The sequence below is a fragment of the Arthrobacter sp. C2 genome (genome assembly GCA_024207135.1).
Classification (GTDB): domain Bacteria; phylum Actinomycetota; class Actinomycetes; order Actinomycetales; family Micrococcaceae; genus Paeniglutamicibacter.
In genome coordinates, this window is the sequence record CP042428.1 from 572,929 (window position 1) to 587,226 (window position 14,298).

General features: G+C 67.0%; 16 protein-coding genes. 7 read left to right on the forward strand and 9 right to left on the reverse strand.

All coding sequences use genetic code 11. The features are described 5' to 3' along the window. Position 1: 1 nt before the first annotated feature. A complete protein-coding gene (locus FPY90_RS02635; protein ID WP_498683655.1) occupies positions 2 to 631 on the reverse strand; it encodes a hypothetical protein in 630 nt (209 codons plus the stop codon). 397 nt (positions 632 to 1,028) lie between these two features. Here FPY90_RS02635 and FPY90_RS02640 point away from each other — a divergent pair, with 397 nt between their 5' ends. Next, a complete protein-coding gene (locus FPY90_RS02640) occupies positions 1,029 to 1,529 on the forward strand; it encodes a hypothetical protein (protein ID WP_071216485.1) in 501 nt (166 codons plus the stop codon). Here the strand turns inward: FPY90_RS02640 and FPY90_RS02645 are convergent. Beyond that, a complete protein-coding gene (locus FPY90_RS02645; RefSeq protein WP_071216486.1) occupies positions 1,526 to 2,137 on the reverse strand; it encodes a uridine kinase family protein in 612 nt (203 codons plus the stop codon). The genes FPY90_RS02640 and FPY90_RS02645 overlap by 4 nt on opposite strands. Positions 2,138 to 2,174: 37 nt before the next feature. Here FPY90_RS02645 and FPY90_RS02650 point away from each other — a divergent pair, with 37 nt between their 5' ends. After that, entirely contained in the window at positions 2,175 to 2,912 is a 738-nt protein-coding gene (locus FPY90_RS02650; RefSeq protein WP_071216487.1) for a lipoate--protein ligase family protein, read from the forward strand. Between the two features lie 21 nt (positions 2,913 to 2,933). Here FPY90_RS02650 and FPY90_RS02655 read toward each other — a convergent pair whose 3' ends face one another. Both FPY90_RS02655 and FPY90_RS02660 read right to left on the reverse strand, forming a co-directional pair. Continuing rightward, the gene (locus tag FPY90_RS02655; RefSeq protein WP_139194979.1) at positions 2,934 to 3,233 is read right to left on the reverse strand and encodes a hypothetical protein; all 300 of its coding nucleotides are present in this window, start codon (positions 3,231 to 3,233) and stop codon (positions 2,934 to 2,936) included. Between the two features lie 39 nt (positions 3,234 to 3,272). Next, positions 3,273 to 4,001 (reverse strand): GntR family transcriptional regulator, encoded by a 729-nt coding sequence (locus FPY90_RS02660; protein ID WP_071216489.1) that lies wholly within the window; start codon positions 3,999 to 4,001, stop codon positions 3,273 to 3,275. A gap of 123 nt (positions 4,002 to 4,124) precedes the next feature. Between FPY90_RS02660 and FPY90_RS02665 the strand changes: the two genes are divergently transcribed. The 4 genes from FPY90_RS02665 to FPY90_RS02680 all read left to right on the forward strand — a co-directional run bounded on the left by FPY90_RS02665 (position 4,125) and on the right by FPY90_RS02680 (position 10,304). After that, entirely contained in the window at positions 4,125 to 7,031 is a 2,907-nt protein-coding gene (locus FPY90_RS02665) for an FAD-binding and (Fe-S)-binding domain-containing protein (RefSeq protein ID WP_498683656.1), read from the forward strand. Positions 7,032 to 7,139: 108 nt separating this feature from the next. After that, a complete protein-coding gene (locus tag FPY90_RS02670) occupies positions 7,140 to 7,922 on the forward strand; it encodes an SDR family NAD(P)-dependent oxidoreductase (RefSeq protein ID WP_498683657.1) in 783 nt (260 codons plus the stop codon). After that, positions 7,922 to 9,043, forward strand: coding sequence for a zinc-binding dehydrogenase (locus tag FPY90_RS02675; protein WP_498683658.1), 1,122 nt, complete (start codon positions 7,922 to 7,924; stop codon positions 9,041 to 9,043). The genes FPY90_RS02670 and FPY90_RS02675 overlap by 1 nt, the downstream gene beginning before the upstream one ends. A 223-nt stretch (positions 9,044 to 9,266) precedes the next feature. Next, positions 9,267 to 10,304: a phosphotransferase gene (locus FPY90_RS02680; protein WP_498683659.1), complete on the forward strand. Its 1,038-nt coding sequence runs from the start codon at positions 9,267 to 9,269 to the stop codon at positions 10,302 to 10,304. A 78-nt stretch (positions 10,305 to 10,382) separates the two neighbouring features. Here the strand turns inward: FPY90_RS02680 and FPY90_RS02685 are convergent, their stop codons facing one another. The 5 genes from FPY90_RS02685 to FPY90_RS02705 all read right to left on the reverse strand — a co-directional run bounded on the left by FPY90_RS02685 (position 10,383) and on the right by FPY90_RS02705 (position 13,516). Beyond that, the gene (locus FPY90_RS02685; protein ID WP_071216493.1) at positions 10,383 to 10,619 is read right to left on the reverse strand and encodes a hypothetical protein; all 237 of its coding nucleotides are present in this window, start codon (positions 10,617 to 10,619) and stop codon (positions 10,383 to 10,385) included. A 112-nt stretch (positions 10,620 to 10,731) separates the two neighbouring features. Beyond that, positions 10,732 to 11,361 carry an MBL fold metallo-hydrolase gene (locus FPY90_RS02690; RefSeq protein WP_071216494.1) on the reverse strand — a complete coding sequence of 210 codons (630 nt, stop codon included), beginning with the start codon at positions 11,359 to 11,361 and terminating at the stop codon, positions 10,732 to 10,734. Continuing rightward, positions 11,361 to 12,446: an S-(hydroxymethyl)mycothiol dehydrogenase gene (locus tag FPY90_RS02695; RefSeq protein ID WP_498683662.1), complete on the reverse strand. Its 1,086-nt coding sequence runs from the start codon at positions 12,444 to 12,446 to the stop codon at positions 11,361 to 11,363. Before FPY90_RS02695 ends, FPY90_RS02690 begins: the two co-directional genes overlap by 1 nt. A 107-nt stretch (positions 12,447 to 12,553) precedes the next feature. Then, a complete protein-coding gene (locus FPY90_RS02700; RefSeq protein WP_071216496.1) occupies positions 12,554 to 12,826 on the reverse strand; it encodes a glutaredoxin domain-containing protein in 273 nt (90 codons plus the stop codon). A gap of 192 nt (positions 12,827 to 13,018) precedes the next feature. Continuing rightward, positions 13,019 to 13,516, reverse strand: coding sequence for a DUF1801 domain-containing protein (locus tag FPY90_RS02705; protein ID WP_071216497.1), 498 nt, complete (start codon positions 13,514 to 13,516; stop codon positions 13,019 to 13,021). A gap of 182 nt (positions 13,517 to 13,698) precedes the next feature. Between FPY90_RS02705 and FPY90_RS02710 the strand changes: the two genes are divergently transcribed. Continuing rightward, positions 13,699 to 13,968 (forward strand): PhzF family phenazine biosynthesis protein, encoded by a 270-nt coding sequence (locus tag FPY90_RS02710; protein WP_498683664.1) that lies wholly within the window; start codon positions 13,699 to 13,701, stop codon positions 13,966 to 13,968. Positions 13,969 to 14,298 lie beyond the last annotated feature (330 nt).

Sequence of the window (14,298 nt, forward strand, 5' to 3'; positions counted from 1 at the left end):
TTCAACAAGGTCGAAGCCGGTCCGCCGATTCGATGTGCAGGACGTTATTCGGGGTGCCTGCTGCGTCGCCGGGCATCCGTTCAGCGGCCAGTTGGGCATGCCGGAAGGCTGCTTCCAGGTCGAGGACTGCTTGTCGGTAGTCGGCATCGGCCCCGCCCGACGCGTGTTCCTGGCGGTGATGGCGGATGTCCTCGGCTGCAGCAAGTGCACGGACGAGGGCCGCGGTCGGCGGCTTGGAGACATCGTTCATTGACGGATGGTTGATGGCCGCCTCGGGATCCAGTTCGTAGCGGCTCCAGGCCCGGAGCACCGATTCGTGGCGTGCGGCCAGGGCCGAGTGCTCGGCCGCCAGGATCGACTCGTGTTCGGCGGCCACTCGGATCCGGAAGATGCGGCAGGAATATTTGTTTGCGGCCAGGACGGTACCTGCCACCGCGGCCAATGTTGCGACGCCGATCCATCGGTCGATCACGGTTGCACCAAGGACCAGCGGTGCCGCCACGCAGGCGCCGGTGAAGACGTACCAGAACCGGGCGTCGGGATCCTGCTCGGAAGCGGGGCGGGTGTTGACGATCCATGTCGTCAGGACGCCAGCGAGCATGGCCAGCGCTCCAAGGATTGGGGCGAGCACCACGCCACCTCCGGGTCCAGGGTCCGGACTCTTGGGATGCCGGGCCTCCTGCATCCATTGCAACCCGGCCCGCGGCATTGGTCAAGGGCCGGGAGCTGTACCGCCTTCGGACCTGGGTGGCACCACCAAGGCTTTTCATCCGAGCGGACTAGGTCAACCGGCCGCCGTGGCCGGAGACCCGCACGATGGGGCGATGGCACGGGACCGCAGGGGCTAGGTGTCCGAAGCTTGATGGCGGCGGCGGGCGGTCGCGGGGTTTGGCCGGTCCGGGGTTCTGCCTCCTCGCGGGCATCGGGAAGTGCTGCGCCACGCCGGCCCGGTAGCATCGGAGGTGCGATTCACCGCAGCTGCGGGAAAAAGCCAACAACAATCCCGCCGCCCAGATCCAAGGATTCCGATGAAGTTAGACAAAAAAGCGCTCAAAGACGATGGATTCGCAGGGTTCCGGCCCATCGAGGCCCTTGAAATCAACCGGATTCCGCAACACCAAGGCATCTTCGCCGTGTTGCGTCCTGCGGGATTTGAGCCGCGGTTCCTCGCCAAGAGCACCGCAGGGGTTTTCAAGAAGAAGAACCCCTCGCTGGCCAACGCCGAGTTGTCCGCCGCATGGGTGGCGGATGCGGAGGTGCTGTTCATCGGCAAGGCCGGCCCCGGAAGCAAGGGCAACCGCGGGCTGCGACGCCAGATCCAGGAATTCGTGGACTTCGGAAAGGGAAAGCCGCCGGGGCACTGGGACGGCCGACTGATCTGGCAGCTGGCCGAAGCGGGGTCCCTGCTGGTGGCATGGAAGGAACTGCCTGCGGAGGCGCTCAACGAAGCCCAAGCGAACTACCATGCGCAGTTCCAGGACCATTACGGGTGCTTGCCGTTCGCCAATCTTGTCCGGGCCCGCGCCTAGCCGGCCAACGACGCCAGCATCGCCTTGACGGACTTCTTCTTCATCGGGACGAACCCGGCGGCCAGGTGCCTGCCGCGGATTTGCCGGTCGGCACGGAACAGCGAGTAGCCGCGCTTGAGCAGGAACCCCAGCGGCTTGCGCCGCTCCTTGATGTCGCGCACGAAGCGGCGGATGGCGGTGGACAGCGGCGAGACCTCGATGTAGTACGCCTGGACGTCCACGCCGAGGCGCTGCAGTGGTCCCAAGATCTCGGACACGAAGATCCCCTCGGACAGCAGCGGGCCGCCATTGAGCTCGATCCCGCGCGTCCCGTCGTAGCTGGAGGTGCTGATCGAATAGTTGGGGACTTGGGTCTGCCCGGATTCCAGCAACTCAATCAAGGCATCGACGGCTTTGTCGCAGTTCCAGGTGCCCGGATGGTCCCAGTCGATTTCCCCGTATCCGGTCTGCGGCAACGGCGTCGCCGGGGTGTGCTCGGAGATCTCCCGGTAGAAGTTGTCCAGCTCCATGTGGGGTCGGCCGAAGCGGTGGGCCAGGTAGGATTTTCCGGATCCGGAGGCCCCTCCGAGCAGTATCAGGGGCGTTTGTTGTTTCGGCACGACACCCATTATTCCCTGCGGGGCATCCGGACCTAGAATCGTGCCCATGAGTCTTTGGAATCCCGATGCCGACCACGCCCTTCACGTACGCGTTGAGGAGTCGTCGGGCGACGCGGAGGCGGATCTGATGGCCGGGGTCGCGCTGCTGAACGCGGTGCGCGAGGGCAGCTTGCCGGCGACGCTGAGGATTTACCGCCCGAACCCGACGGTGGCCTTCGGGCAGCGCGACGTGCGACTGGAGGGGTACGCCCGGGCCGTTGCGGAATCCCTGGAGCAGGGTTTTGCCCCGGTGGTGCGCAAGGCAGGGGGACGGGCTGCGGCCTACCACTCGGGCACGGTGATCGTGGACCACGTCGAGCCGGCCGTCGAGGCCATGATGGGCCACCAGCACCGCTTCAAGGTTTTGGGCCAGCTCTACGCCGATGCCCTGCGAGCCTCGGGGATCGATGCACGGGTGGGGGAGATCCCCGGGGAATACTGCGCCGGCGACTACAGCGTCCACGGCATCCCCGGCGTTGGATCCATGGCGCGGAACCCCGTCAAGCTGGTGGGCACCGCCCAGCGGGTGGTGTCGGGGGCCTGGCTGTTTTCCAGCGTGTTCGTCATCGAGGATTCGGCACCGATCCGTGCGGTGCTGGATTCCGTCTACCGGGCCATGGGGATCGAGATGGACCCGGCCACCGTCGGTGCGGCAGATGATTTGCTGCCCGGCTACACCACCGAAGCCTTCACCAAGGACCTGCTGGCCGAATACGGACGCCACGCCGACCTGGTCGAAACCTAGGCAAAGCCGGAACCCGGTTGGTCAGCGGTTGCGCCGGCCCAGGATGAATCCCGCCCAGAGCGCGGACGCGCAGACGGCCATGGCGAGCAGGAGCCAGCCGGTGACCTGCGACGTGGTCAGGAAGTGCATGCCCGGCGCACCGGTGGCCTCGCCCACGGGTGCGTAGGCGAACCAGCCGAACGTGTCCGCCTCCCGGGGGCCGAGTGCGAAGACCAGGATTCCGGCGAGCAGCAGCAATCCAGCCAGGACCGCGGCGAACACCGGGAGCCTGGTCAGCTGTGCACGTGAGGGGACTTGCGAGGTGGGAGTGGTGTCGTCCATGGGCATCAGTATGCCATGGCCAAGTCCGATAAGCGCTGGTCAGTATCCGGTTGTGTATTCCCGCCAGAGCTCGTCGGGGTCAAGATCGAGGTGCTGGGCGGTGATGGCCTGGGATACCAGCAGCTGCCCGGTGCGGGTGAGGTGTTCGCGCATGGCGGCGGCTGCCTCCTGGCCCTTGCCGGCCTTGATGGCTTCGATGACGGGAGCGTGTTCGCCCAGGATCTCGGTGAGTGAGCGCTCCTTCCCGGCCGTTGAGACCCCCAGCAGCCGGGTGGAATCGCGCAGCCGGTTCACGATGCCGCGGCCGCGGTTGGAACCCGCGGCGCTCAGGATGGTGTCGTGCACCTGTTGGTCCAGGTCGAAGAACTCGTCGAGGGACCCGCGTTCGGCGGCCGAGCGCATGTGGGCCTCAAGGTCGTTGAACGTGGCAGCCAATGCGGGGGTGTTGGCATGGGCGGCTCGAAGCGCAGCCGGAACCTCGAGGGCCAGGCGCAGCGAGAAGATTTCCGCCACGTCGTGCGGGCTGGTGGGGATGACCCGGAATCCGCGGTTGCGCGAGAATTCGATCAGCCCGGCCTCTTCCAGGCGCAGCAGTCCGTCGCGGACCGGCGAGCGCGAGATTCCCAGCTGCTCGGCGAGCTGGTAGACGCTGTAGAGCCGTCCGACTTCCATCTCCCCGCTGCCCACGGAGTGGCGCACGTGGTTCATGACCTGGTCGGTCAGGGACTGCCCGAGTTGGGGCAAGGTGCGTGAATGGGGAATGGTCATGGTCTGATTCTCTCATTTTTCGGGCGCAAGCGGGCGGATGGGAGCTTCTGGCAGCAACCATATCGTTAATTGTACGTAACATGCTACTGTGGCTTCACGTGCCCCGGATGAGAGGTCCTTCCCATGGAAACCATGCCCACCACGGTTGATGCGGTTGCCGAGATGCGTTCGCGCTTGCGCACCGACATGGGAACGCGGGCCGCCTATGTCTCGGACGCCTCGATCTTCAGGCGTATCCCGGCAGCGGTGCTGGAGGTGCGCAGCGAGACGGACATCGCCCTGGCCCTGGCCTACGCACGCTCCGAGGGTTTGTCCGTCACCAGTCGCGGCGGCGGAACCTCGGTGGCTGGCAACGCGATCGGCGAGGGCTTGGTGCTGGACACCTCGCGCTACTTCAACAAGATCCTGTCGATCGACCCGGAGACACGCACCGCGCGCATCCAGCCCGGGGTCGTGTGCGACAAGCTCCGCGACGCGGCGGCGGAGTTCGGGCTGACCTACGGGCCCGATCCCTCCACCCACAGCCGCTGCACCGTCGGCGGCATGGTCGCCAACAACGCCTGCGGCTCCCACTCGCTGGCCTGGGGCACCGCGGCGGACAACGTCGAGTCCGTCAAGGTCATGTTCGCCGACGGGTCCACCGCAACCCTGGGCGCCAACGGAACCGACGACCATGAGCTGGATGTGGGGCTGAAGAAACTGCGCGATGCGAACCTCTCGGTGCTGCGCACCGAGCTCGGCCGCTTCCCCCGGCAGGTCTCCGGCTACGGGCTGCACCACCTGCTGCCGGAAAACGGGTTCAACACCGCCCGCGCCTTCGCCGGGACCGAGGGCACCTGCGGAATCATCACCGAGCTCACCGTGAAGCTGGTGGAAAAACCGCGGGCCACGGCCCTGGCGGTGCTAGCCTTCGCAACGGTCTTCGACGCCGCGGCGGCGGCCGCCACCATGCGCCGCCCCGGCATCACCACGGCCGAGGGCATGGGCGGGGACCTGCTCGACGCGTTGCGCTCGCGCCCCGGACAGGAACTGGCCGGATCCGACCTTCCCGGCATGGGCGGACCCTACGGGCGGATCGAGCGGGCAGGTGGCTGGCTGTTCTGCGAAACCGCGGGGGACACCCCCGAGGCGGCGCGGGCCCTTGCCGTGGCCCTGGCCAGCGAATGCTTGGCCGCGGAGTCGGTCAACGCCATTGACGCGGAAGTCGTCACGGATCCTGCAGCGGCCCGCACGCTGTGGCGGATCCGCGAGGCGGCCGCCGGCATCGTGACCCGGCTTCCGGACGGCGGCGAGGCCTGGCCCTCCTGGGAGGACTCGGCGGTGCCGCCCGAACACCTGGCCGATTACCTGCGCGACCTCTACGCGTTGATGGAGACGCACGGCCTGCGCGGAATCCCGTTCGGCCACTTCGGCGAGGGCTGCGTGCACGTTCGCATCTCCTTCAGCCTGGGCGCCGAGGAAGGCGTGGCGGTCTTCCGCTCCTTCATGGAAGCCGCCGCACAAACCGTGGCCCGCTACGGCGGATCGCTCTCCGGGGAACACGGGGACGGCCGCGCACGCTCCGAACTGCTGGGCACCATGTACAGCGGGGCAGCGATGGGCGCCTTCAAGGACTTCAAGAACATCTTCGATCCCACCGGGCTGTTCAACCCCGGGGTGCTCATCGACCCCGAGCGGATCGATGACAGGCTGCGCCCCGGGCCCGGGCAGCGCACCTTCGAGCTCTCGCCGGTCCATGCGCTCTCCCGGGACAAGGGATCACTGCTCAACGCGGTGAACCGCTGCGTCGGGGTGGGGCTGTGCCGTTCCGACGAGGGGGCGATGTGCCCTTCCTTCCAGGGCACCGGAGATGAGGTGCACTCCACCCGGGGACGGGCCCGGGTGCTCTCCGAAATGTTCCGCGGCGAATCCCTGCCCTCTGCCTACCGCTCCGAGGAGGTCAGGGAGGCCTTGGACTTGTGCCTGTCCTGCAAGGCCTGCGCCTCCGAGTGCCCGGTCAACGTGGACATGGCCACGTACAAGTCCGAATTCCTGCACCGCTTCTACGCCAAGCGGCTGCGCCCCATGGCCCACTACACCATGGGCTGGCTGCCGGTCCTGACCCGGATCCTGCATGCGGTCCCCGGGGCGGCCGTTGCCGCCAACGCGCTGCTGCGGCTCAAGCCGGTGGAGAAGCTGGTGAAGAGGCTCGGCGGCATCGAGCCGACCCGCACCATGATCACCTTCGCCCCCGAATCCCTGCAGCGCTGGTTCGCCAAGCGCCCGAAGAGCACCGCCGCGGCCGGTGCCGCCGGCTCCACCGTGGTGCTCTGGCCGGATTCCTTCAACAACCACCTGGACACTTCCCCGGGCAAGGCCGCCGTCGAGGTGCTCGAGGCCTTGGGCTACACGGTCATCGTTCCCGACGGCTTCGTCTGCTGCGGGCTGACCTGGCACTCCACCGGCCAGCTGGAGGCCGCCCGCCGGGTCATCCGGCACACGCTGACGGTCATGGAACCGCTGCTGGATGTCGGCTACCCGGTCATCGGGCTAGAGCCCTCCTGCACCGTGATGCTGGGACACGAAATCACCGAGCTGCTCCCGGACGACCCGCCCGCAGCCGCCCTGGCCGCCGCCGTGGTGCCCTTCGGCGACCTGGTCGCCGGACACCTGCCGGAGGACGGCAAGCCCGGCGCCGCCTGGCCCTTCGGTGTGCTGGGCGCCGGGGCGGTCTCCCAGGTCCACTGCCACGAACGTTCCCTGGGTGACCACTCCGGAACCGCGAGGGTGCTGGCCTCGGTGGGGATAGACGAGCGGGAGATCGACACCGGGTGCTGCGGGCTGGCCGGAAACTGGGGCTTCGAGCCCGGGCACGCCGAGCTCTCCCGCTCCCTCGGCGAGCGCGAGCTCTTCCCGGCGATCCGCGGGCGGGCCGAGGGGGACCTGGTGCTGGCCGACGGCTTCTCCTGCCGCACCCAGATCTCCGAGGGCACCGAGGCGAGGGGCATGCACCTGGCCCAGGTGCTCGCCGCGGCGCGGCTGGAGCCCTAGGCGCCGCACGCACACGCACTGTGCGCGGGTGGGCATTGCGTGGCGGGAGGGACCGGGCAATACTCGGCCTAATGCACCGAGCATTGCCCGACCCCGGAGGTACACGACATGGCCGAGATGCCGGCACCCACGCACTATCCGCCCATGCTCACCGGACTGGCCGGCAAACGCGTCCTGGTCACCGGAGGTGCCGGGGGACTGGGCGCGGCCATGGCCCGTACGCTGGCCGGCCAAGGTGCGCACCTGGTCGTTGCCGATCGCGACGGGGCCGCGGCCGACGCGCTGGCGCGGGAGATCAACGGGGAAACGTGGGAAATGGACTTCCTGGACACCGCCGCCCTCGAATCGCCGCGGCTGGAGGTGGACGTGCTCATCAACAACGCCGGGGTCCAAACCATCGCCCCGATCCAGGACTTCGAGCCCGCAGCCTTCCGCCGGATCCTCACCCTGATGCTCGAGGTCCCGTTCCTGCTCACCCGGGCGGCCCTGCCGCACATGTACCGGCAGGGATATGGGCGCATCATCAACATATCCTCCATCCATGGCCTGCGCGCCTCCGAGTTCAAGTCGGCCTACGTGGCGGCCAAGCACGGGCTGGAAGGATTCTCCAAGGCCACCGCCCGGGAGGGCGGACCGCACGGGGTCACCAGCAATTGCGTGAACCCCGGCTACGTGCGCACCGCCATGGTCGAAGGACAGGTCAAGGACCAAGCCGCCACCCACGGGATCGGCGAGGGTGCCGTGCTGGAAACGGTCATGCTCGCCAGGAACGCGATCAAGCGGCTCGTTGAACCGCACGAGGTCGCAACGCTCGTTGCCTTCCTGGCCTCGGAGCAGGCCGCCATGGTCACCGGGGCCTCCTACGTGCTCGACGGCGGGTGGAACGCGTGATGCGCGCCGCGATCCTGCGCGAGCTGCCCGCCGGCGCGACCGTTCCCTACGCCCAAAGCCGCCCGTTGGGGATCGAGGAGCTTGACAGCCCGCGCCCGCGCGCCGGTGAGGTCGGGGTGGACATCATCCTCTCCTCGCTGTGCCACTCGGACCTCTCGGTCGTCAACGGCTCCCGTCCCCGGCCGTTGCCCATGGCCCTGGGTCACGAGGCCGTCGGCCGGGTCGCCAGCCTGGGCGAGGGGGTGAACCACCTGCAGGTCGGCGCCAAGGTCGTGCTGGTCTTCGTGCCCAGCTGCGGGGATTGCCGGGCCTGCGCGGCCGGGCGCCCGGCGCTGTGCCACCGGGCCGCGGCCAGCAACACCGACGGGAACCTGCTGCACGGCCCGGCACTGCTGCGGGGGCCACACGGGGAGCGGATCAACCACCACCTGGGCGTATCGGCCTTTGCCAGCCACGCGGTGGTGGCCGCCGAGTCACTGGTGCCCATCGACGAGGACGTGCCCGACGAGGTCGCGGCCATGTTCGGCTGCGCCGTGCTCACCGGCATCGGCGCGATCCGCCACACCGCGCGGCTCGAGGCGGGCCAATCGGTGATCGTCTACGGATTGGGTGCCGTGGGGCTGGCGGCGGTCATGGGCGCGGCGCTCCAGGGCGCCGGCAGCATCATCGCCATCGACCCGAACACTGACAAGCACGCCCTGGCGCTGGCCTGCGGAGCCACCGCCGTCGGCACCCCCGAGGAAGCCGGCGACCTGGTCGCCGCGGCCACCGGCGACGGGGTCGACGTCGCGATCGAGGCCTCCGGCTCCGCGGCAGTGATCGGACAGGCCCTGGGTGTGCTGACCCGCGGCGGTGCGGTGGTCTGCGTGGGGCTGCCGCACCCGGAGGCGCAGCTGACCGTGCCGGCGCTGGGCTTCGCCGGCGCGGGAAAACGACTGCTGGGGTCCTACATGGGGGACGCCCGCCCGGCCGAGGACATCGCCTTTTACGTCCGGGCCTGGCGCGAGGGCCGGCTTCCGGTGCACCTGCTGCACACCGACACCCGCCCGCTGGACCGGATCAACGAGGCGCTGGACGCGCTGGGCGAGGGCAGGGTCATTCGCCGGCTGCTGGTGCCGTAGTACGGCAGGGGTTGTGTCTGCGTCCCCACGTCGTCCGCACTGCGCCACGGCGCCCGCAGGAGTGTCCTTGGCGGCCGGAATGCCCGATAGGGGACTCGAGGCGTTTCGTTCGGGAGCACCGCCACCGCGACGATCCGCGCGTGGCAGCCCGACGCTCCAGCCGCCCGGGGCCGGAACCACCGATATGCCGAGCGCGGCAGGGGCAGGCCCGTAGGGTGAAGTCATGACGGCACGCATTGACAAGGCAGGCAGGCTCTCCGACGTGCTCGCAAGCCTCGACGATGCCGGTGTGCGGCGGCTCCTCGAAACCGCACAGCCCGTTGGCACAGGCATCGGGGGAACCACCAAGACGGCCAGCATCGGCGGAACGGCCGTGTTTGTGAAACAGCTCCCGCTGACCCGCAGCGAAGAGGCGGACCCGACCTCCACGGCCATCCGCCTCCGGCTTCCCTTCACCTGCCACTACGGGATAGGAAGCCCGACCCACGGAGTCGGCCGGGAACTGGCGGCACACCAGGCGACCACCGGGTGGGTTCGCGATGGATCGGCGGACTTCTTCCCGCTTTTGCTGGAGTGGAGAGTCATTGACCTGAAGTCCGCATCGGACCTGCATGAATTTGACGGCGATGCTCCGCAGCGCCGATGGGGGACTCATTGGCCCGAGGTCCAGCGGGAACTCACCGCGATGAAGGACGCAAGCAAGAGCATGGTGCTCTTCCTCGAGCACGTGCCGGAGACGTTGGGCGCCTGGCTGCACAGGAGTCTGGCCGCCGGAACCGGGGCGAGCGTTTTCGCCGACGTGGTCGCCCAGCTCATGGAGGCCGCGGCATGGATGGATACGCAAGGGTTCCAGCACTTCGATGCACATCCGGGCAACATCCTGGTGCACGAGGGCAGGTTGCTGTTCACGGACTTCGGCCTCGCGCTTTACCGCGGGTTCGAGCTCACCGTGGAGGAAAAAAACTCCATGGTCGCGCATGCAGGCTTTGACCGTGATACAGCCCTGATGCACCTGTTCCACTGGGTGCTTTTCGAGCTCGGCCTTACCTCCGGTGCGCAGCGCCTGGAACTGCTTCGTGCCGCTGCCGCCGACCCTGCCACGCAGGCACTGGACCCGGTACGCGTGGCGCTCGGCGAAAGCGCCGACCTGATTGCCCGGCATGCGGCCGTAGCCGTCTACGTCACCGAGATGTTCGGCATCCTCATGAACGATGCGTCCGCTACCCGATACGACAGCACGATCGGTGACCTGGGAGTTTGAAGCCCTTGCCATCCCGGGTCGACGGTGTTTGTTGGACTTTCGATATCCAGGATCCAAGTGCTTCCTCGCGGATGCCGGTCAGAACAATGCGTCGGCGGTTCCGATGACGGCCGAGATGAGGAACGCCACCGCGCAGAAGATCAAGCACCAGGCCATGACTTGGAAGGACGCGAACACTCTTGCGACGCGGTTGCGAGGCAGCGGCTTTCCGCCACGGTGTGCAGGCTCCGAGCGGGTGGGCCGTTCCGTCCTGATGGAGTGGACAATGACCGCCGCAAGCACAACAAAAAGTACCCACGTGATGATCAGGTCCATTGCCTAAGTCCTTCTCGGTAGTTGGGAGGATTCATCATTCCTTGAACAACGGTGTGGGCGGCGAAAACACGGAAACCGTGCCTTCGCCGCCCACACCGAGGATCAATGCCGGTCAGTGGCCGCGCTTGATCCACTCGTCCAGGTTCGGTGCCTCGGCACCGATCGTGGTGGCATCCCCGTGGCCGGTGTTCACCACCGTGCTCGCCGGCAGGGTGAGCAGGCGTTCGCGGATCGAGTCGATGATCGTCTCGAAGCTCGAATAGCTGCGCCCGGTGGCACCCGGGCCGCCGTTGAACAGCGTGTCCCCGGAGAACAGGGTGCCCAGCGATTCCACGTAGAAGCAGGTGGAACCGGGGGAGTGCCCGGGGGTGTGCAGGGCCACCAGCGTGGTGCCGGCAACCTCGAACTCCTGCCCGTCGGTGATCTCGTGGTCAGCGGTGGTTCCGGGGAACACGTTCTCCCAGAGCATCGTGTCGGCCGGGTTCAGGTGGATCGGTGCCTCGACCAGGTCGGCGAATTCGCGGGCGTAGCGGATGTGGTCGTCGTGCCCGTGGGTCAGCAGCACGGCCTTGACCGCGCGGTTGCCCACCACTTCCTTGATTTTGGCCGGTTCGTGGGCCGGGTCGATCACGAAGACCTCATCCTGGTTCCCGATGATCCAGACGTTGTTGTCCACCTCCCAGGTGCCCCCGTCCAGGGAGAACGTGCCGGAGGTGACGATGTTTTGGATCTGTGCCGACATTAGAGTTCCACCACCGAACGCAGGACCTTGCCCTCGCCCATCTTGGTGAAGGCGGCCTCCACATCGCCGAGCCCGATGCGTTCGGAGACGAACGCATCCAGGTCCAGGCGGCCGAGCTTGTACTGCTCCACCAGCATCGGGAAGTCGCGCGAGGGCAGGCAATCGCCGTACCAGGAGGACTTCAGCGATCCGCCGTGGCCGAAGACATCCAGCAGCGGCAGCTCCAGCTTCATCTCCGGGGTCGGGACCCCGACCAGCACCACCCGTCCGGCCAGGTCGCGGGCGTAGAACGCCTGCTTGTAGGTCTCCGGGCGGCCCACGGCCTCGATGACCACATCGGCACCGAAGCCGCCGGTGTGCGACTTGATGCCCTCGACCGCGTCGGTGGTCTTGGAGTTCACGGTGTGCGTGGCACCCATGTTCCTGGCCATGGCCAGCTTGTCGTCGTCGATGTCCACGGCCACGATGGTGGTCGCCCCGGCCAGCTTCGCCCCGGCGATCGCGGCAATGCCGACGCCGCCGCAGCCGATTACGGCCACGGACTCGCCGCGCTTGACCTCTCCGGTGTTCATGGCCGCACCGATGCCGGCCATGACGCCGCAGCCCAGCAGGCCCACGGCGGCGGCGTCGACATCCTCATCGACCTTGGTGCACTGGCCGGCGGCGACCAGGGTCTTTTCGGCGAACGCGCCGATGCCCAGGGCGGGGGAGAGCTCGGTGCCGTCCTCCAGGGTCATCTTGTGGGTGGCGTTGGCGGTGTTGAAGCAGTACTGGGCCTGGCCCTTGGCACAGGCGCGGCACTGCCCGCAGACCGCGCGCCAGTTCAGGATCACCCGGTCGCCGACGGCGACGTTGGCCACGCCGTCGCCGATCTTCGAGACCACGCCGGTGGCCTCGTGGCCGAGCAGGTACGGGTAGTCGTTGCCGATCCCGCCGAGTTTGTAGTGCAGGTCGGTGTGGCAGACGCCGCAGGTGAGGATGTCAACGACTGCCTCGCCCGGACCCGGGTCCGGAACCACGATGGTCACCGTCTCGACGGGGGCGTCCTTGGCACGGACAATGACGGCCTGGACCTTTTGTGACATGTCACTCCATTCATGCGCGGTCGCAATCATGCGACGCAAAGCTTAACGAGGAAGGGGCGCCGTCCGCCTTTCGGCGAGGGGCACCCCTCCATCCAATCACAGCCCGACTAGACCCGCTCGACAACTTCCTCAATCCGCGGGTTTGTTGCGGAGGTCCCGTCCGGGAAGATCAGGGTCGGGACCGTCTGGTTCCCGCCGTTGAAGGATTCCACCAGCTCCGCGGTGCCTTCCACTTCCTCGATGTTTACCTCGGTGTAGCCGATTCCCTTGGCATCCATCAGGCGCTTGAGGTTGCGGCAATAGCCGCACCACGAGGTGGTGAACATCGTGACCGCACCGGCTTCGGGGATGTATGGGGCAATTTTTTCATTTTCGCTCATACCTGATGTAACCACGGACATGGGAGTCTTATTTCAGGTTCCTTCACGTGCAGCGGGAAAGCACGCGTTCCCCTGCCGGCGCATGACAACCTGCTCCGGTACGGTTGCGCCGATGGCCTCCACCTTTGGGGTGCTTTTCGGCTGACGTGCCATGGATTTGAGGCGAACCATTTCTTGGCGACTGCTGGGCCTTCAGGGTTTCCTGGCTCCGCCCACACCCGGCACCGAGGTGACTTGCTTCATCCACTCCACGATCAGAGGTTCGTCGATGTCGTCAATGGATTCAAGCTCCACGCCTCGCGTCGCCTTGCCCATCCCCACCGGCGTCACCGGCGGTACGGGTTCCAAGGCCGTGCCGTTGACGAACATGAGCTTGACGTGCCGGGCAAAGCCGCCGCAGCTGAAGCACCACCCGTCGCCGACACCGTAGTACGCCATGCCCCATTTCACCGAGCGCTGCAGGCCGGGCAGCGTCCTGGCGGCCAGCGCATCGACCGCCTCGGCGATGCCGCGCTGTGGCTGTGGAAGGCTGGCGAGGTAGGCGAAGACCGGCTTGTCGCCGACCGCCGCTTTTGCGGGGCTGGCCCTGCCGGTCATGGCTTCCGGCAGCGTGATGGTGGCGTCGACCGGCGGCGCAAGGCGTGTGGCAGGTTTCAGGACTTTCGGCTTCCCGTTTTCCGTGCTGCTCATGGACGGAATTATCCCCTGCGCCGCGGAAAAATGCACCGGCCGTGCTCAGGCGTGCTTGACCCGCCGCGGCGAAGGATAGGGCGCGTTGCTCCGGCAGCGGGCGGCTCGCTTTTTGCTCCCGCTGCTGTTCTCGCTAGTCGAACATCGACACGCTTTGCCGGTCCCGGCGATGGCGATTCTGCTTGGAGCCGGGTCGCGTTGATTTTCCATTTGAGCCGATTGATGTGTTCACGACCGAACTGACGTTGGGCAATCCCACGGGCTTGGTTCACGGAGCCGACAGCTTGAACGAAGACCGGATGGCGGCGTTTGCCCGTTGGACAAGCCTGAGCAAAACAACACTTCTGCTTGAACCCACAACTACGACCGCCAACTATCGGGTCAGGATCTTCATTGCGGGCAATGCACTGTCCTTCGCCGGTCATCTGATGCTCGGATCGGCGTGTGCCTGACTGGATCTCGGCGGTGCTCCGCAGCCGCAGGAGTAGATCGTCCAAGAATGCGGTGCCGGATTTGTGGACAGGCAGGGGAGACAGATTCCGGGAAGTCAGTCCTGTCGGGGCAGATAGCGCGTAGGCTCAAGTCAAGGGCAGTTCTACTTCGATGGAGGTGGCGTAATGCCGAAGATGTACCAAAGCGCTCCGCTTATCGTCTTGATAGTTGTCTTGGTTGTTTTCGCTTTCACTCAGTGGCTTCCGCTGTTGTTGCTCCTCCCCGCCGGTGCCGCGATGATGCTGGCCGGCAAACACGGAGTCACGACCAATCTTTATGAGAAGTCTCGG